This is a genomic window from Methylobacterium sp. Leaf87 (genome assembly GCF_001422775.1).
Lineage (GTDB): Bacteria > Pseudomonadota > Alphaproteobacteria > Rhizobiales > Beijerinckiaceae > Methylobacterium.
In genome coordinates this window covers 20,633-37,409 of the sequence record NZ_LMMI01000025.1, presented here as the reverse complement: position 1 = coordinate 37,409, position 16,777 = coordinate 20,633, and the positions used below count along the sequence as shown (strand labels likewise).

Below are 16,777 nucleotides of genomic sequence, written 5' to 3'. Positions count from 1 at the left end.
ACAGGTTCAAATCCTGTCCCCGCAACCAACATCACAACAACAAACCAAAAGCCCCCAACCTCACGGTCGGGGGCTTTTCGCTGTGCCAAGGAGCCCGTCGTAAGCAACCTGAACCTTCGATCCGGTCTGGCGTCCATGGGCTGTTCGACACCTCGATCGCGAGCTGTCGCATCGCAGGCCCGCCGTGCGCGGGCAGCGGAAGCGGAATTCGGCTGTACTCGAGTGGATTGCCTGCTCCCAAGCGCGGTGAACGAACGGCATGGCCCGCCGTCTCGTTCCAGGATCAGTCCGGTTGCCGAATGCTGGGGCCTTCCATCGCCTTTTCGCTCGGTGAGGACATATGACGGTCAGGAGTGCGGTCAGCGCGATCCCGTGATCCCGCATGCTCCGCCGCCACCTCCATCGTCGGGAACACCATGGCCAACGTCCTCGTCATCGGCGCCAGCAAAGGTATCGGTGTGGAAACCGTCAAGGCGGCCTTGGTCGCGGGGCATCGTGTGCGGGCGTTTGCCCGGTCCGCCGCGGGTATGGCCGCCTCGGGGGAAGGCCTGGAGCGCTTCCCCGGGGATGCCCTGAATGCCGACGACGTCGCCTCAGCCCTCGACGGTGTCGATGTCGTCGTCCAGGCGCTCGGTGTTCCGACACGGAACCTGCTCGGTCCCGTGACTCTGTTCTCCGACGCGACCAACGTGCTGGTTCCCGCGATGGAAAGGGCGGGTGTCCGCCGGATCATCGCCGTCACCGGCTTCGGCGCCGGCGACAGCCGTGAGGCGATCGGTCTCCTTCAGCGCATCCCGTTCCGCCTCGTCTTCGGACGGGCCTACGACGACAAGGACGCCCAGGAAATGCGCATCCGTCGGAGCGGCCTCGACTGGACGTTGGTCAGGCCGGGCGTCCTCACGCCCGGTTCGGCGACGGGCCGCTACACGGTCCTGTCCGACCCGTCCTCGTGGCGCAACGGCTTGATCGCCCGGGCCGATGTGGCGCACTTCATCGTCGGCGAGATCGAAAAGCGGCTCTACGAGGGCAAGGCCGTCGTACTGGTCGGTTAAGCGCGCGGCTTGGCCCGCAGCGTGATGCGCGTCAGCTCGGACGATGCCCCCAACCGGAGCGCGAAGCCCGGCCAGAGCCCCGTGCCGTTGTTGACGTAGAGCGTCATGGCGCCGACCGCGTACGCGCCCGAGACGAAGCCGCCGTTGGCCCTCGCGACCAGATTGTCGAGGCCCGCGATCATTCCTCCATGCGTATGGCCGGACAGCTGCAACGCCACGCCCTTGGAGGCCGCTTGCCTCGCCTCCCTGGGTTGATGGTCGAGGAGAACGATGGGCGCACCCGAAGGCGCACCGGCCAACGCGGCGTCGAGGTCGTGCGGCGGCTGACCCGAATGCGAGGCCGACAGGTCGGTCACCCCGGCCAGAACCAGGGCTTCGTCGCCACGCTTCAGAACCGTGTGCCGGTTCGCAAGCAGACCCATTCCCAGCTCGGCATAATGGTGCATCCACGCCGCGTACTCGAAGAAATACTCGTGGTTGCCGGGGATCACCCAGACTCCATCCGGCGCCCGGAGACCGCGCAACGGCGCGACGTCGGTGCGCCGCGCCGCGAGGGACCCGTCGATCAAATCACCGGTGACGACGATGAGGTCGACCCCCAGCGCGTTGGATCGCGCCACGACCTTCCGTGCCCACGCAGCCGGGAACAGGCGGCTGAGATGCAGGTCCGTCAGCTGCAGAAGGGTGTAGCCGTCGAAGCGCGCCGGAAGGTTCTCGATCTCCACGGTGACGTCCTTGAGCAGCGGCACTCTGACGGCCTGCCGCACCGCGACCGCCGCCAACAGCATGGCCAGCGCCGCCGCGCCGTACCGCCACCCCGCGGGAATCGCTCCGCTGCTTTCGGACACGAGCCTTGCGATCAAAGCCACGCCGTCGAGCGCCAGCTGCATCGCCGCCAGGAGGACGATGGCGCCGAAAGCCCAATTGAACACGATCACCAGGGCGCGCGGGAACTCGGGTGAGAAGACAGAACCGGACGAGAGGCGGCTCCACAGGTGGTACTGCGAGGCCACCAGCAGAATAACCGCGACGCCAGCCTTCACCGCGAAGGGCCACGGCAACGGCCAGAGCACGCGAGCGATGACGTAGAGGCAGGGCAGACCAAAGAACAGATGGAACATGCTTGCGTTTCGGCGTCGGTGGATTGTCGGCACGGGGCCGATCCGGCATCGGGATCGGACGGAGCCGTAACACCGCCTCCGCGGGAGGGGGCATCATTCCACTCCATGAACGCCGTCGCGTGCTCCCTGGCACATTCGCCATCTTGGTGACTGGGGACGCGTCGGGCCCATCGAACTGCACCGGACGGTGGGGCTGCCGCGGCTTGGCCTTCCATCACGACCACCATGGTCTCGCTCGTGCTTGGCGCGACGCACAGTGAAACCAAACGAGACCGATGGGATGAACGGACGCGGCATGGCGGGTGGACGGGACGCGGCAATCGACACGACGCAGCAGGGGGCCACGGACCGGGTCGGGGCGATCTGCCGTGCCCTGCGGCGCGCCATCGTCGAGCGGGCGGTGGCCCCCGGCGACCGGTTGCCGGAGGATGCCTTGGGCGAGCGGTTCGGCGTCAGCCGGACCATCGCCCGCCAGGCCCTGGGGCAACTCGCCGGCGAGGGCCTGGTGGAGCTGCGCCGAAACCGCATCGCCGTCGTGGCGACGCCGAGTTGGGAGGAGGCGCGCGACACCTTCGATATCCGCATCGGCCTGGAGCGCCTCGTGGTCGCCCGCCTTGCCGGCCGCCTCGATGCCGGGCAGGAAGCCGCCCTGCAGGCCCATGTCGACTGCGAGGAGGCTGCCCAGCGCGGTGGCGAACCGGGCTCCATCCGCCTCGCGACGGAGTTCCACCTGCTCCTCGCCCAGATGACCGGCAGCCCTGTGCTGGAGCGCTACGTCGGCGAGCTTGGCTACCGCTGCGCCCTCATCCTCTCGCTCTACAGCCGGCCCCACTCGGCCGAATGCGCCGTGGCCGAGCATCGCGCCCTCATCACCGCCCTGGTTTCGGGCGACGCGTCGCGCGCGACCGCCCTGATGGATCACCACCTCGACGCCGTGGCCGAGCGGGCGCGCATCGTCGCCACCCCGCCCCGCGACCGCGATCTCCTCAGGCGGCTCGCGCCCTACGCCGAGGCGCTGGGGTGATCAGGCCGTGATGTCGTGCATCGTCAGGAGCCGCTCGGCACTGTCGTTCCACACCTCCATGGTGACGATCACTCCGTCCCGCACGGTGAAGCGGTCGACGTAGCGGTTGCCCTCGAACGGCGTCCCGTCGGGCCAGGCGCCGTAGAGGGTGCCGAGGCTGTAGACCGCCGTGAACCCATCCCCCGGAACCACATCGAGGCGCTCCATGCGCTTCTTCACCCAGGCGTAGCGGCCCGCGTTGAAGGCCGTTACCTCGCGGGGATGACGGAAGCGCCGTGCGCCCGTGAACACGATCTCGATGCCGGGCGCCATGTAGGTCGCCGCCCGCTCCGGGTCGGGCACCATCGAGGCTTCGAGGTAGGCGGTGACGATGGCGGCGTCCTGCGCCGTCGTGTCCGTCCCGCCGTCCCCGGCTGGTTCCACTGCATCCGTCGTCATCATTGGTTCTCCTCCGGTTTCCCCCATCCTTGCGAGGACTACGCCAAAGTGCATGCAAAAAGTGTATGCACTTTGGCGAAGTTCAAGGCAGAGCCTGTCTCGATGATCGAATTTCTCTCATTAACACAAAGACTTGACGTTTGGCACGGGCGTTGCGGAGCTTCCGGATATTCTGCCGGAGACCCGATCATGCGCACCAGCCCGTCCCTGACCCGTCGCGTGGCCCTCGGCGCGGCCCTGCTGCTCGGCCTCTCCAGCACGGCGCTTGCCGAGGAGCCGATCCGCATCGGTCTCGTCACGGCGCTGAGCGGCCAGTCGGCGAAATCCGGCGAGGCGATCTCGCGCGGCATCGGGCTCGCCATCGACGAGATCAATGCCAACGGTGGCGTCCTCGGCCGGCCCCTCGAGCTCGTGGCACGAGACGACGAGGCCAACCCGTCGAAGGGCGTGCTCGCCGCCCGCGAACTCATCCAGCGCGTCGGCGTCGTCGCCCTCGTGGGCGGGCTCGACACGCCCGTTTCCATGGCGGTGGTGCCCATCGCCAACCAGATGAAGGTGCCGTTCCTCGGCCCCTGGGCCGCCGGTACCGGCATCACCCGCAACGGGGCGGCCGACAACTACGCCTTCCGGGTCTCCGCCGTGGACGCCCTCGTGGACGAGGCCCTCGTCGCCTACGCGGTGAAGACCCACGGCGCGAAGAAGCCCGGCATGATCCTCGTCAACAACGCCTGGGGCGAGTCGAACCAGCAGGGGCTGACGGCGGCTCTCAAGGCGGCGAACCTGCCCGGCGCCGGCATCGAGAAGTACGAGGCCGCCGATGTCGACATGGGGCCTCAGCTCACCCGCTTGAAGGAAGCCGGCGCCGACACCCTGTTCCTCGTCGGCAATGTCGGTCCCTCGGCCCAGGTTGTGAAATCCCTCGACCGGATGGGCTGGACGGTGCCGGTGGTCTCCCATTGGGGCCCGGCGGGCGGGCGCTTCGACGAACTCGCCGGGCCGAACGCCGGGAAGGTCCACTTCATCCAGACCTTCACCTTCGCGGGCAACACCGCCCCGAAGGCGCTGGCCGTCCTCGACGCCCTCAAGAGGAAGTATCCAGCGATCAAGTCCATGGCCGACGTGACGCCCGCGGTCGGCATCGCCAACGCCTACGACGCCACGCACCTGCTCGCCCTGGCGATCAAGGCCGCCGGCTCCACCAAGGGACCTGAGGTCCGTGACGGCTTCTACAAGGTCGGCGTCTATCCGGGCCTGATCAAGGCCTACGACAAGCCGTTCGCGCCCGGCCGGCACGACGCCCTTGGTCCGCAGGACTATGTCTTCACCCGCTTCCAGAATGGCGAGATCGTCGCCGTGACGAACTGAAGATCTGGGATGTTGACCGGAACCCTCGTCACCGGCCTCGGCCTCGGCGCCATGTACGGGCTGATCGCGCTGGGCTTCCACATCACCTACGCGGTGTCGGGCACCGTCAACTTCGCGCAAGGGTCGGCCGTAACCCTCGGCGCCGTCTTGGGTTACTGGCTCGGCATCACCCTCGGCTGGCCGATGCCGCTCGCCATCCCCCTGGCCCTCGCCGGCTGCGCCCTCCTGGGCGTGGCGGTGGAGCGCCTGCTGGTGCGGCCCTTCGTCGAGCGCGGCTCCGACGCCTGGCTCCTCGCCACCGTGGCGGGCGGCATCATCCTCGACAACACCCTGCTGTTCACCTTCGGCAAGGAGCCGCGCAGCCTGCCCTCCCCGCTCGCGGTCTCGCCCGTGCAGATCTTCGGGGCCGGGATCTACCCGCTCCAGCTCGTGATCCCGGTGCTGGGCGTGGCGGTGGCGCTGGCCATCCGCACGGTCTTCCGCCGGACCGACCTCGGCCGGGTGCTCCTGGCGGTGGCACAGAACGCGGATGCGGCCCGCCTCATGGGCATCGACGTGCGCCGGACGGTCGCCTGCGCCTTCGCCCTCTCGGCGGTGCTCGCCGGCATGGCGGGCCTCCTCATCGCACCGCTGTTCTCCGTCTCGGCCGAGATGGGGGCGCTGTTCGGGATCAAGGCCTTCGCCGTGGCGATCCTCGGCGGCATCGGCTCGGCCACGGGGGTCGTGGTGGCGGGGCTGCTCTACGGTCTCCTCGAGGCCACCGTCACGGCGACCCTCGGGTCCGCCTATACCCAACTCGTGGTGTTCTCGGTGATCATCCTGGCCCTGGCGCTGCGGCCGGACGGGTTGTTCGGTCGCAGCGCCGTCAACAAGGTCTGACCCCATGCGCCATTTGAACGGACGCTGGGCGATGCCGCTCGCCATCCTGGCCCTCACGGCCATGGGCCTCGACCTCGTGACCGCGACGGCCGGCTACAGCCACTTCGTCATCGCCCTGGTGGCCCTGACCACCATCGCGGGGGTGGGTCTCAACGTGCTCCTCGGCCTGACCGGGCTGATCTCGTTCGGCCATGCCGGATTCTACGCCATCGGCGCCTATGCGAGCGCGGTCCTCACGGGAGCCGGGGTCGGCTTCTGGCTGGCACTGCCGGTGGCGGCGGTCCTCTCGGGGCTCGTCGGCGTCGTCCTGGCGATTCCGGCCATGCGCGTGAAGGGGCCGTATCTCGCCATGGTCACCATCGCGTTCGGCTTCATCGTCGAGCATGCGCTGATCGAGGGCGGCTCCCTCACGGGCGGTCAGAACGGCCTCGTCGTCACCGGCGGCCCGAGCCTGTTCGGTGTGCCCTTCGCCGAGGGCGAACTCGCGATCCTCGCCGTCCTCGGCGCCGGGGCCGCCCTCTACGGATTCCACCGCCTCGCCCTCAGCCGTCTCGGCCGCGCCATGCGCGCCGTGCGCGACGCCGATGTGGCGGCCGCCTCCCTGGGGTTCGATCCCGTCCGGGTGAAGACCCTGGCCTTCGCCATCTCGGCGGCGCTGACGGGGCTGGCGGGTGCCGTACTCCCACCCCTGATGCTGTTCATCGCCCCGAGCTCGTTTCCGTTCTCGCAATCGATCCTGTTCGTCCTCGCCGTGGTGGTCGGCGGCGCCGGCACGGTCCTCGGGCCCCTGTTCGGCGCCCTCGTCACCGTGCTCCTGCCCGAAACCCTGTCGGGCCTCGCCGAGTACCGGCTGCTGTTCTTCGGCTTCGCCACCCTGGTGGTGCTCTGGCTCGTGCCCGCCGGCCTCGTCGGCAGTGTTGCGCGCGTCTTTCCGCGCCGGACGGAGGCCCGAGCGACGGAGGAAGCCGACTCGGCGGGCTTCCTCGCCGCTTTCCTCGGGAAACGTCCCGGCGAGCCCCTGATCGTGGACGGCATCGGCATCCGGTTCGGCGGTATCCGCGCGGCCGAGGACGTGTCGTTCACGGCCCAGCCCGGCGCCGTCAACAGCGTCATCGGCCCGAACGGCGCCGGCAAGACCACGGTGCTCAATATGGTCTCGGGCTTCTACCGCCCGGGCACCGGCGTCATCCACCTCGGGACCCGCGACCTCACGGGGGCACCCGCCCAGGCGATCGCCCGGGCCGGCATCGCCCGCACCTATCAGACCACGCGGCTGTTCGGCTCGCTCGGCGTCCTCGACAACGTGAGCCTCGCCTTCGCCCCCGGCCGGCTCTGGCGCCGGGCCGGCCGCGACGACCGAATGATGGCTGCCGGCCTCCTCGCCTTCACGGGCTATACCGGTGCCCTCGACCGGCGCGCCGACGAGCTGCCCCATGTCGATCGCCGCCTCGTCGAGATCGCCAGGGCGCTGGCCGGCCGGCCCCGTGTGCTCCTCCTCGACGAGCCCGCCGCTGGCCTCACCCGCGCGGACACCGACCGCCTCGGAGGGTTGCTGCGCCGGATCGCGGCCTGCGGCGTCGCCGTCATCCTCGTCGAGCACGACATGCCCCTGGTGATGGGCGTCTCCGACCACGTCCTCGTCATGGATGCGGGGCGGCCCATCGCCAGCGGCGCGCCGGGCACGATCCGGCACGACCCGGCGGTGATCCGCGCTTACCTCGGCGCCGCCGACACGCCGGCCCGGCCGCGGGCGACGCCATGGCGCGGCCCGGCGGATGCCGTCCTCTCCGCCCATGGCCTCACCGCCGGCTACGGGGCCGCCCCGGTGCTGGCGGGCGTGTCCCTGGAGGTCCGACCCGGCGAGACCGTGGCGCTTCTGGGTGCCAACGGCGCCGGCAAGTCCACCGCCATGCGGGCGCTCGCCGGCCTCCTGCGCCCGGTCGAGGGCGGGATCGTGCTGGAGGACCGGGCCGTCGCGGGCCTGCCCGCGCACCGCATCGCCCGCCTCGGCCTTGCCCTGGTGCCGGAGGGCCGGCAGGTGTTTCCGGAATTGACCGTCGTGGAGAACATCCGGCTCGGCGCTCACGGCCGGGCCGAGCCCATCGATCCGGCCGAGATCGAGGCTTTGCTGACCCGTTTCCCCCGCTTGCGCGACCGGGCGACGAGCCGCGCGGGCCTGCTGTCGGGCGGCGAGCAGCAGATGCTCGCCATTGCCCGGGGAATGATGGCGCATCCGCGCATCCTCCTCCTCGACGAGCCGTCCCTCGGCCTCGCGCCCGCGATGATCAACGCCCTCTACGCCGTGGTGGCGGAGCTGCGGGACGGCGGCACCACCATCCTCATCGTCGACCAGATGGCGGCGCTGGCCCTCACGGTGGCCGACCGGGGCTACGTGCTGGAGCAGGGGCGCGTCGTCGCCGCGGGCTCGGCCGCGGACCTCGCGGCGGACAAGGGCCTGGAAGCCGCCTACCTGGGCGCCGCGTGATGCTGGACGATCGCAGCCCCGCGCGGTAGGCGTCCGCGGCACAGGCAGGGTTGCTGCCACGGGACGGGATTGCCCACTTGAACGAACAGACGGAGGCCGGACCGCTGACGGTCTACCTCGACGTGGATGGCGTCGTGACGACGGTCGGCTATCAACGGCAGGCGGGCAAGGACAGGCTCAATCCGGTTCAGGTTGCCCTCGTGGCCGCCCTGGTGCGGGCGTTCGACGCCAGGGTGGTGGTCTCGTCGACGTGGCGCGTCGGCGATTGTCGCCCGACCCTGGTCGAAGCCGGCCTGCCCGCGAACTGCTTTCACTCGGACTGGCGCACGGCCATCCTGCCGTCGAGCCGGGATGCCGAGACGGGCGCGATGCGCTCCGCCGAGCAGGCCGGGCGGGGTGATGAGATCTCCGAGCACGCGACCCGAAACAACATCACGCGCTATCTCATCCTCGACGACGTCGAGGTCGGCCCGGCCCATGCGGGGCGTCACGTCCGTCCGGTCACCGAGTGCGGCCTGAGCGAAGCGGATGGAATCCTGGCCCGGACGCTGCTGGCCGGGATGGACGACGTGCGCCGGATGGTCGGTCAAGACGGCTCATTTCCGTCATCGGCCGATTTACGCTTCCGTAGGGATTGAACTTTTCAGGGACCCGGGTCATTCCGTGACAGTGGAGTGACACGCGCGTCACGCTGCCCCCGACATCGACAGGGTCGCCTCGACCCGCGCCGGACCTGCCCGTCCGGTCCCTCCTCGACGCCACACCCGTGCGGCTGCCGAGGGCGTGTCGCGTCGGTCCGTCGATCGGCAGGAAGGAGTGGCTGCGATGTTCGGGTTCGGAACTCAGAAAAAGGCGTTCAGTCCCTCGCTCGCCGCCCTGGGCATCGTCGAACGGTCGGCGGCCGAGGCCTATGCGGCGCTCATCGCCACGGGCTGGTCCGAGATCGGTTTCGGGTACCACGGCACCGTCCACGCGCATCCGGACCACCCGGACGTCGTGGTGCGCTTCGCTCGCAAGGCCGACGGGTTCGGTGATTACGCGGCCCTGCTTCGCAAGGGGTTCGCAGGCTCCGATGGACCGCACGCGCCGCGTATCCACGATATGCATGTCAGTCGCTGTGGCGCGCTGATGACCGTGGGCTCACGGCTGAGCGATCCCGCACGGGATGCCTGGTGGCTGGCCTATGCCCACGCCGTCATCGCGGACCATCCGGGCGTCGCCCTGGACGAGGGCGTCCGCGACCGGTTCAGGGTGGAATGGCCGACCCACGAGCCCCGCATCGAGCATTCGAGCTTCGACGGCATCCGCGAAGCGTTCAGGGCCGCGTGGCCCGGATACGAAGCCTACGTCGCCGCGTTGCGGGCGGTGTCGCCGCAGGGGCTCGATCCGAACATCGGCAACGTTCTGGTGGGCATCGATGGAAATCCCGTGGTGAACGATCCGCTGTGCGACGATGGATACGGCCTGTGGCGCTCGCCCATCCTGCGCAGGCTGAGCTGTTACGCGGACAGCGTGCGTCGTTCGGCCGGCGAGATGTTCGGCCGATCGCCCGTTCCCGCCTGACGTCGTCACGCAGGCTCGATCGGGATACGGGCGAGGCCGAGCCGGGACGAACGCCGGCCTCCGGAGCACCGAGCGGTGCCCGGATCGTTCCCGGTGTCGGACCCGTCACGCGGCTTCGGTCCAGCCAATCACCGCCGTCAGCGGGTCGCCGAATCCGTGGTCCGGGATCACCGCCCGCACTTGTGTGCGCGCGAAGCCCGCAATCTGCAGGTAGCGCTCGACCAGGTTTGCACGTCCCGCCGCATCCAGGGCGCCCCAGATCGCGACGGCCTTTGTGGGGAAGCATCGGTTCGAGAAGCTGATCACCACCGGTGCCCCCCGGCGCAACACGCGGGCGACATCGGACAGGACATCGATGGGCCGCTGCAGGTACTGAATCGAGGCGCACATCAACGCCGCGTCGGCGCATGCGGTGTCCAGAGGGAGGTGCGGTGCGGCGTTGAGATCCTGAACGAAGTGCTCGGTCAGGCGAGGGTTGGCCGCGAGCTCCGCAGCGTTCAAGCCATGGCCGATGATCCGCTCGTAAGTCCTGTCCTTCGGCAGGTGGCTGACCCAACTCGACATCAGGTCGATGAGGACGCCGCCTGCAGGAACCACATCCCTGTACAGATCCGTCACCGCCGCGATGGCCGCATCATCGATATGCGTGACGAAGCGCGGCTGCCGGTAGAACAGCGAATCGGGGCTCGGGTCGTCCTTGACGAACGCCGCCGGCGGAAAATCTGGAAATCACCTCATCGGGCTCTCGCGCTGCCTGCTGCCCGAACGCCGGCCGACAAGCGATCATCGGGTGCAATCCAGCCGATGGTGGCCTGTGCGAGGCCAACGGCCCTGCCGGGGGATCGATCCCTCTCGATGGCGCCCGGCTGCACGACTCTCGGCGGTCTCACCGCGGTGGGGCGGGCCTGAAGAACAGGCCGGCTTTCAAGCTGTCGCCGATCCGGTTTGCCCGCTCGGAGAGGAGCCTCGCCACGTCGGGGGAAAACGTTTCCCCGGCCGTCTGCTCGAACAGTGCCAGCCAACGGGCAAAATGGGCGGGGGCCAGGTCACCGAGCGCCCCATGCTTGCCGAACGGGTTGCCCTTGTAGCGGCCGGATTTCAGCAGCACCGAAGACCAGAAATCCTGGATGACCGTGAGGTGGCGTGGCCAATCCTCATCGGGAATGACGCGGGCAAAAACCGGCCCGATCAGGGGATCGCGACGCACCTTGGCGTAGAAGGCCGCAAGGAAGACGTGGAGGCTCGCTTCAGTGAGGGCGTCATGCGTAAGGGCATCATGCGTGGGGGTGTCCTGAGGCATCCGGAACCGACCGATCGCAGCACGAGGAGGGGCTGATCAGGCTGCTCCCCCGATCACCTGCCGGGACCCGGCTATACGGGCGCGGAGGGAGCGACGACGGAGATCTTCCCGATCACCCCGCCGATATCCGAAAAGGTATAGATCAAGATTTCGCTGGTGGTGATGTTGAAGTCCATCAGCGCCTCGGGGCTCATCTTCTCCAGGTGCATGACGATGGAGCGAAGCGAGTTGCCATGGGCGACGACCAGGACACGCTGCCCCTGCTGAACGCGCACCGCAAGCGCCTGCTCGTAGAACGGAATCGTTCTGGCGGCGGTCATGGCAAGGCTTTCACCACCCGGAGGAACGGCATCGTAGGATTTGCGCCAGAGGTGAACCTGTTCCGGGCTCCACTGGCTGCGAGCTTCCGCCTTGTTCAGACCCGAGAGTTCGCCATAGTCCCGCTCGTTCAGGGCGTCCTCGGTGCGAACAGGGAGATCACCCTGGTCCAACTGCTCCAACATGAGAGCCAAGGTGTGTTGCGCCCTCCCCAGTTTGCTCGTGAACGCGATATCGAAGTGAAAACCGAGCTCTTTGAGCTTGCGGCCGGCAGCCTTCGCCTCGGCGACACCCCGTTCCGTCAAGCTTGGATTGCGGAAGCCTGAAAACAGGTTCTGCGCGTTGTCGGTGCTTTGCCCATGCCGCACGAGGACGAGCGTTCTGTCAGCCGGCAGCATGTCATCTCCTTGCGCAAGGGCTATCTACGCAGCCAATCGAGCCGGAGCAACGTTCCGCCTGCCCCGGTCGGCCTGTCACCGCGGATGCATCGGGGCCGAGGCCCAGGAGTCTGGCTCGATGTCGCTCCGACTGCTCCGATACGATCACCGCACATGTGCCGCGAAGGGCTTGGGGGGCTGCTCGGAGCGTGGCCACCAAGTCCGACCCAGGCAAATCACGGACGTCGAGACAACCCGGACGGCCGACGCATCACCTTGTCGGTCTTCTTAGGGCTCAATAGATAGGAAACAGACGAAGAACGAATGCGCGCTCCGAGGTGCGCGGCAGGCAGGCGCGTCCCATGAGAACGGCCGACAAGCAGATCGCCGACATCCTCGTCCGCTACGGCGAGCCCTTCGGAGGGAATGTCTGGCGCGTGCAGGGCACGGCGGTCATCTACCATAAGACCCTGGAGCGCATCGCCGCCCAGGCCGGCATCCGTTTTGACCCGCCCACCCTGGTGCGGGCCGAACGTGACGAGGCCGTGATCCTCGTCACCGGCCGGCTCCCGGGCGCCAAGCCCGGAACCGAACGGGTCGAGTGGTCGATCGGCGAGGCCCTGGTCAACGTGAATTATCGCGTCTCGGGGAAACAGGCGGGCTACGTTTACGCCATGGCTGAGAAGCGAGCCAAGGATCGCGTGATCCTCAAGCTCCTCGAACTGCATGGCCTCGTCTATTCAGAGGAGGAGGCCGACGAGTTTCGCCAGGGTCACCCCGCTGCGATCCAGGCGATCGACGAGGATTTCGACAATCCCGATCCTTTCGACGAGGTCACCGAGGCCGAGGCCGATCTCAAGCGCCGGATCGACGAGATGACCAGCATCGACGCGGTCACCGACCTCATGCTCGACACGGAGACGCAACGAACCCTCGGCCAGATGCCGCCGGGCACGCGCGACGAGGTGCGCGACTACGCCAAGGCTCGCCTCGTCGCGCTCGGCTGGCCACCGAAGAAGCCCGGCCGCCGCGCCGCTTGATCGGGCGGTTCCGGGCACGCTGTTCGCGGAGCGGGGGGGCTCGGCCCGGTGATCTCAATTCTCATCGACCGCAAGACCGGTACGATCGAGCGCGTCGCCTTTCAAGGCCCCGTAACCGGCTTCCGACTGTTGAAAGGCCTGCGTCCGGCGCAGATGGGACTGCGTGCCCGCGAGACTGGCGAGGCGAAGCCGGACCGCCTTGCGACGGTGGAGGGCATCGGCTTCCGAACGGCGGGAGTATGCGACGTGACTCGGACGCGGCCGGGACGCACGCCTGGCCGTATGATGCCGCCGCTTTCAGGTGGAAAACACGTTCGCACAGGGCGAAATCGGTGCGCCTGCCCCGCTCCAATCCGCAATGAACCACAGCTTCTGTCGGCGGTAATGGCCGTAACCAAAACTGCTTCGCAGCAGGATCCCGAACCGAAAATTTATGACGACTGAGCAAGCCAGATGGCTGGGGGACGAGGATTCGAACCTCGACTAGAGGAGTCAGAGTCCACTGTTCTACCGTTAAACTATCCCCCAAAAGCCCTGACAAAGCAGGAGCTTAAGACGGTTTGTCTTGTGATCCGATCCGTGCGGTGCACCGATCGTTTCGCGCCCGGTCCGTTCCGGTGGAGGGGCGATAGCATGGAGCCGACGCAGCATGCAAGCGTCAGATTGGCGGCTTTCGCCTCAAGCGATGGCCGGGCCGCCGGTCCGGGCCTCGATCATTCCGAGGGTCCGTAGGATCGCCAGGGCGACGATCTCGGCATCGACCTCGCCCTCCGGGGTCGCCGGCAGGATCGCCACGGTGCTGACCTCGTCGTCGATGAGCAGCCCCGCCACCACCTTGTAGACGTCGCCCTCGGGGGCGCCCTCGTCGTGAACGAGGCAGACGCGGCAGCCCCCGGCCTCGCCGTAGACGCGCTGGGTCAGAACCTCGACGCGGCTCTCGTCCTCGGGCTCGGTGCGGCGGGGTTGGCCGAAGGTCGGTCGGATGATGTTGTCCATGATCCACCCTATACCCGAGCCCGGTCGGTTTGTGAGGAGCCCCCTGCCCCGGGATCGTCCTCCCCCGGGATCGTCCCGCCGGGGATCATCACGGGCCTGTCGGCGATTGACCTCTCATCCCGCAACGCCCGATCGAACGGGGTTGCCGAACCTCAGGACGTTCGATGCCGATCACCACAGCGCGCCTCGCGCAACGCCACGTCGAACTCGGCGAGGCGTTCTACGATGTCGTGGCGCCCGCCGCCTTCCCCCAGACGATTCTGCGCTACCGCAACCAACCCTGGGCGGAGCGGATCGGCCTCGGTGACCTGACGGAGGCGGAGTGGATCGCCCATCTCGGCCGGTTCGAGCCCCTGCCCGGCAGTTTCCCGCAGCCCCTCGCCCTGCGGTATCACGGCCACCAGTTCCGCTCGTACAATCCCGATCTCGGCGACGGGCGCGGTTTCCTGTTCGCGCAGGCCTACGATCTCGGCGACGGACGCCTTCTCGATCTCGCCACCAAGGGCAGCGGGCGCACGCCCTGGTCGCGCACGGCCGATGGGCGTCTCACCCTCAAGGGCGGCGTGCGCGAGATCCTCGCCACCGGCATGCTGGAGGCCCTCGGGGTGAACACCTCCAAGACCTTCAGCCTCATCGAGACCGGGGAGGCGTTGGAGCGCGGCGACGAGCCCTCCCCCACACGCTCGGCTGTTCTCGTGCGTCTCAGCCACAGCCACATCCGCATCGGCTCGTTCCAACGCTTCCTGGCCCTCGACGAGCCCGACAACATCCTGAAGCTGATGGATCACACGATCCGCCTCCACATGCCCGAGCTCTGGCGAGAGGAGACGCCGGACCGCACCGTCGCGTTTCTCGAGGCCGTGTGCCGGCGGGTGGCGCGCACGGGCGCGCAGTGGATGGCCGCCGGCTTCGTCCACGGGGTCCTCAACACCGACAACATCAACGTCACCGGCGAGAGCTTCGATTACGGGCCGTGGCGCTTCGCGCCCGTCAACGACCCGGCCTTCACCGCCGCCTATTTCGACGTTCAGGGCCTCTACAGCTTCGGCCGACAGCCGGAGGCCCTGTTCTGGAACGTGAGCCGGCTCGCCGAATGCCTCACGCCCTTCGCACCGCAGGATGCGCTCGAAGCCGCCCTCAAGCTGTTCGGCCCGAATCTACAGGAAGCCTTCGCCGATGCGCTCCTGGCCCGGCTCGGCCTCGCGCGCACCGACGACGCAGCGGTGCACCGGTTCGTCGGTGCATTCTGGGGCTTCCTCGCCCGCAGCGGAGCTCCGTTCGAGCGCACGTTCTTCGACTGGTACGGCGGCCTGGCCTCGGAGGCTCGGGCGGCGGCGAGCCCGTCGGCCGCCCTCTACGCCTCGGAGGCGTTCGCGCCGGTCCGGGAGAGCCTGGGGGCGATGCGTCCCCTCGATGCGGGCCGCCTGGCGCATCTGTATTTCGCCGATCCGGAGCCCTGCACGATGCTGATCGAAGAGGTCGAGGGCCTGTGGGCGCCCATCGCCGAGCGCGACGACTGGTCTGCACTTCAGACCAAGCTCGCGGCCATCGACCGGATGGCCGAGGCCTATGGGACGCATGTCCCTCCCCTCACCTGACGCGCCGGCCCTGTTTCGGACACATGCGGCGGTAGGGTGCCGTGACGGCGCCGACGCGTGACCGCCGGAAAGCGATGATGAGCGAGATCCGAATCCTCGAAGGCGCAGGCCTCGGCTTTTCCGATGCGACGGGACCGGGTGACTACGAGACCGGCCTGCTGCACCTGCCGGGCGGCGCGACGCGGGGCGTCGAGGATCTCGTGGACCTCGTGATCGAGGACGGCGCCGCTTCCCCGCGCCGGGCCGGGATCGCCGGCGGCCTCCGTTCGGCCCTGCACGCGGCGGGGCCCCTGCCCCGTCCCTTCGATCTGGCGGCGTCCTTCGTCGGCCTCGGCCTCGGTGCCCTCGGCGGGACCCTGCACGCCGCCATCACCCTGCGGGCGCGCTTCTCCGACGGGGCGAGCGCCAGGATCGCCACCGATCCCGAGACCGCCGCCGCGATGATGCACGACTGGACCGTGGTCCGGCTCGCCCTCATGCGCCGGGAGGCCGGAGCGCCGACGCAGCGCAGACTCACTCCGCCCGTCGCCCCCCTCGCCTTGCCGGCGCCCGAGCCCGATGCCGCGCCGGCCCTGACGTCGATCTTCCAGTACGAAATGCGCAAGGGCCGCCTTCGGCGTCTGGCCTCCGGCAAGGTCCCTGAACAGACCTGAGGCGCAGGTCGCCGTTGCAGGTCGGCCGCGGAGGCGCGCGAACCCGCCCGTCCTGGCCCTCGTCCGCCACCGCCGGTATGGTCCCGCCCGCACGAGGCCCGAGATCCATGATTCAGAAGACCCATCTGCGTCCCGACGCGACCATCGCCGACGTGGTGGCCGATCTGGAGGACGCCAACGAGTATCTGCGCCGGGTGCTCGGCAATATGCGGTTCTGCCAGAAGCGGCACGGCGACGCCCATCTGCGCATCGGCATCACGGGCAAGCGCGGCCCCGGGAAATGGCTCGCCCCGTCTTACCGCATCGACTACCCGGCCGGCCCGGGCGCGGCCGAGACGGTGATCTACAACGGCTTCGGGGGCCGCTCGCACAGCGCCTTCACGCCGGTCAACGTCCGCGAGACCAACTGGAGCCGTGGACACACCACCATCCAGGAGGTGCAGAAACTCTACGACGGCCTGCACAAGGCCCGGATGGAGCGCGCCGAGCGGAACGGCCCCGGGCCGGACACGGCCCGATCGGTCCCTGCCTCAGACCAATCTGAATAGCCGGGGCATCACGCCGGTGG

At 68.7% G+C, this 16,777-nt stretch carries 18 protein-coding genes and 1 tRNA gene; 12 read left to right on the top strand and 7 right to left on the bottom strand.

Annotated features, from left to right (window positions below):
• Positions 1-344 (top strand): hypothetical protein (locus tag ASF22_RS24630; RefSeq protein WP_210166657.1); only part of this gene is annotated, 344 nt, incomplete at its 5' end.
• Positions 345-416: 72 nt separating this feature from the next.
• Positions 417-1,052, top strand: a complete 636-nt coding sequence (locus ASF22_RS14085; RefSeq protein ID WP_056265443.1) for an NAD(P)H-binding protein — start codon at positions 417-419, stop codon at positions 1,050-1,052.
• Here the strand turns inward: ASF22_RS14085 and ASF22_RS14080 are convergent.
• The gene (locus ASF22_RS14080) at positions 1,049-2,173 is read right to left on the bottom strand and encodes a metallophosphoesterase (RefSeq protein ID WP_056265441.1); all 1,125 of its coding nucleotides are present in this window, start codon (positions 2,171-2,173) and stop codon (positions 1,049-1,051) included. The two genes, ASF22_RS14085 and ASF22_RS14080, sit on opposite strands and share 4 nt — an antisense overlap.
• Before the next feature lie 295 nt (positions 2,174-2,468).
• Between ASF22_RS14080 and ASF22_RS14075 the strand changes: the two genes are divergently transcribed.
• Positions 2,469-3,197 (top strand): GntR family transcriptional regulator, encoded by a 729-nt coding sequence (locus ASF22_RS14075; protein ID WP_056265451.1) that lies wholly within the window; start codon positions 2,469-2,471, stop codon positions 3,195-3,197.
• Here ASF22_RS14075 and ASF22_RS14070 read toward each other — a convergent pair whose 3' ends face one another.
• Positions 3,198-3,635, bottom strand: coding sequence for a nuclear transport factor 2 family protein (locus ASF22_RS14070; RefSeq protein ID WP_056265448.1), 438 nt, complete (start codon positions 3,633-3,635; stop codon positions 3,198-3,200).
• A 189-nt stretch (positions 3,636-3,824) separates the two neighbouring features.
• Between ASF22_RS14070 and ASF22_RS14065 the strand changes: the two genes are divergently transcribed.
• The 5 genes from ASF22_RS14065 to ASF22_RS14045 all read left to right on the top strand — a co-directional run bounded on the left by ASF22_RS14065 (position 3,825) and on the right by ASF22_RS14045 (position 9,927).
• Positions 3,825-5,000, top strand: coding sequence for an ABC transporter substrate-binding protein (locus tag ASF22_RS14065; protein WP_056265437.1), 1,176 nt, complete (start codon positions 3,825-3,827; stop codon positions 4,998-5,000).
• A gap of 9 nt (positions 5,001-5,009) precedes the next feature.
• Entirely contained in the window at positions 5,010-5,879 is an 870-nt protein-coding gene (locus tag ASF22_RS14060) for a branched-chain amino acid ABC transporter permease (RefSeq protein WP_056265434.1), read from the top strand.
• Between the two features lie 31 nt (positions 5,880-5,910).
• A complete protein-coding gene (locus ASF22_RS14055) occupies positions 5,911-8,364 on the top strand; it encodes a branched-chain amino acid ABC transporter ATP-binding protein/permease (protein WP_244474289.1) in 2,454 nt (817 codons plus the stop codon).
• 77 nt (positions 8,365-8,441) lie between these two features.
• The gene (locus ASF22_RS14050; protein ID WP_056265427.1) at positions 8,442-9,002 is read left to right on the top strand and encodes an HAD domain-containing protein; all 561 of its coding nucleotides are present in this window, start codon (positions 8,442-8,444) and stop codon (positions 9,000-9,002) included.
• 187 nt (positions 9,003-9,189) lie between these two features.
• Positions 9,190-9,927 (top strand): hypothetical protein, encoded by a 738-nt coding sequence (locus ASF22_RS14045; RefSeq protein ID WP_056265424.1) that lies wholly within the window; start codon positions 9,190-9,192, stop codon positions 9,925-9,927.
• A 105-nt stretch (positions 9,928-10,032) separates the two neighbouring features.
• Here ASF22_RS14045 and ASF22_RS14040 read toward each other — a convergent pair whose 3' ends face one another.
• The 3 genes from ASF22_RS14040 to ASF22_RS14030 form a co-directional block, all read right to left on the bottom strand.
• On the bottom strand, positions 10,033-10,545 hold the full coding sequence (locus ASF22_RS14040) for a class I SAM-dependent methyltransferase (RefSeq protein ID WP_244474288.1): 513 nt from the start codon (positions 10,543-10,545) through the stop codon (positions 10,033-10,035).
• A gap of 268 nt (positions 10,546-10,813) precedes the next feature.
• Positions 10,814-11,227, bottom strand: coding sequence for a group III truncated hemoglobin (locus ASF22_RS14035; RefSeq protein WP_056171210.1), 414 nt, complete (start codon positions 11,225-11,227; stop codon positions 10,814-10,816).
• Positions 11,228-11,298: 71 nt separating this feature from the next.
• Entirely contained in the window at positions 11,299-11,943 is a 645-nt protein-coding gene (locus ASF22_RS14030; protein WP_056171209.1) for a 2,3-bisphosphoglycerate-dependent phosphoglycerate mutase, read from the bottom strand.
• 341 nt (positions 11,944-12,284) lie between these two features.
• Between ASF22_RS14030 and ASF22_RS14025 the strand changes: the two genes are divergently transcribed.
• Positions 12,285-12,962 (top strand): hypothetical protein, encoded by a 678-nt coding sequence (locus ASF22_RS14025; protein ID WP_056171206.1) that lies wholly within the window; start codon positions 12,285-12,287, stop codon positions 12,960-12,962.
• Positions 12,963-13,416: 454 nt separating this feature from the next.
• Here ASF22_RS14025 and ASF22_RS14020 read toward each other — a convergent pair.
• Together ASF22_RS14020 and ASF22_RS14015 are read right to left on the bottom strand one after the other, a co-directional pair.
• A tRNA-Gln gene (locus ASF22_RS14020) sits at positions 13,417-13,490 on the bottom strand.
• A gap of 150 nt (positions 13,491-13,640) precedes the next feature.
• Positions 13,641-13,958 carry a hypothetical protein gene (locus ASF22_RS14015; protein WP_056171202.1) on the bottom strand — a complete coding sequence of 106 codons (318 nt, stop codon included), beginning with the start codon at positions 13,956-13,958 and terminating at the stop codon, positions 13,641-13,643.
• 164 nt (positions 13,959-14,122) lie between these two features.
• Between ASF22_RS14015 and ASF22_RS14010 the strand changes: the two genes are divergently transcribed.
• The 3 genes from ASF22_RS14010 (at position 14,123) to ASF22_RS14000 (ending at position 16,757) form a co-directional block, all read left to right on the top strand.
• On the top strand, positions 14,123-15,556 hold the full coding sequence (locus ASF22_RS14010) for a protein adenylyltransferase SelO (RefSeq protein WP_082483718.1): 1,434 nt from the start codon (positions 14,123-14,125) through the stop codon (positions 15,554-15,556).
• Between the two features lie 77 nt (positions 15,557-15,633).
• Positions 15,634-16,209, top strand: a complete 576-nt coding sequence (locus tag ASF22_RS14005; protein WP_156647732.1) for a hypothetical protein — start codon at positions 15,634-15,636, stop codon at positions 16,207-16,209.
• 107 nt (positions 16,210-16,316) lie between these two features.
• Positions 16,317-16,757: a hypothetical protein gene (locus tag ASF22_RS14000; RefSeq protein ID WP_200927144.1), complete on the top strand. Its 441-nt coding sequence runs from the start codon at positions 16,317-16,319 to the stop codon at positions 16,755-16,757.
• The last annotated feature ends 20 nt before the right edge of the window (positions 16,758-16,777 follow it).

Coding starts and splice junctions, on each gene's coding strand:
- ASF22_RS14010 (WP_082483718.1), top strand. CDS start 14,123: ATGCCGATCACCACAGCGCGCCTCGCGCAACGCCACGTCGAACTCGGC.
- ASF22_RS14030 (WP_056171209.1), bottom strand. CDS start 11,943: ATGCTGCCGGCTGACAGAACGCTCGTCCTCGTGCGGCATGGGCAAAGC.
- ASF22_RS14070 (WP_056265448.1), bottom strand. CDS start 3,635: ATGACGACGGATGCAGTGGAACCAGCCGGGGACGGCGGGACGGACACG.
- ASF22_RS14065 (WP_056265437.1), top strand. CDS start 3,825: ATGCGCACCAGCCCGTCCCTGACCCGTCGCGTGGCCCTCGGCGCGGCC.
- ASF22_RS14080 (WP_056265441.1), bottom strand. CDS start 2,173: ATGTTCCATCTGTTCTTTGGTCTGCCCTGCCTCTACGTCATCGCTCGC.
- ASF22_RS14055 (WP_244474289.1), top strand. CDS start 5,911: ATGCCGCTCGCCATCCTGGCCCTCACGGCCATGGGCCTCGACCTCGTG.
- ASF22_RS14000 (WP_200927144.1), top strand. CDS start 16,317: ATGATTCAGAAGACCCATCTGCGTCCCGACGCGACCATCGCCGACGTG.
- ASF22_RS14035 (WP_056171210.1), bottom strand. CDS start 11,227: ATGCCTCAGGACACCCCCACGCATGATGCCCTTACGCATGACGCCCTC.
- ASF22_RS14025 (WP_056171206.1), top strand. CDS start 12,285: ATGAGAACGGCCGACAAGCAGATCGCCGACATCCTCGTCCGCTACGGC.
- ASF22_RS14075 (WP_056265451.1), top strand. CDS start 2,469: ATGGCGGGTGGACGGGACGCGGCAATCGACACGACGCAGCAGGGGGCC.
- ASF22_RS14085 (WP_056265443.1), top strand. CDS start 417: ATGGCCAACGTCCTCGTCATCGGCGCCAGCAAAGGTATCGGTGTGGAA.
- ASF22_RS14045 (WP_056265424.1), top strand. CDS start 9,190: ATGTTCGGGTTCGGAACTCAGAAAAAGGCGTTCAGTCCCTCGCTCGCC.
- ASF22_RS14005 (WP_156647732.1), top strand. CDS start 15,634: ATGAGCGAGATCCGAATCCTCGAAGGCGCAGGCCTCGGCTTTTCCGAT.
- ASF22_RS14015 (WP_056171202.1), bottom strand. CDS start 13,958: ATGGACAACATCATCCGACCGACCTTCGGCCAACCCCGCCGCACCGAG.
- ASF22_RS14060 (WP_056265434.1), top strand. CDS start 5,010: ATGTTGACCGGAACCCTCGTCACCGGCCTCGGCCTCGGCGCCATGTAC.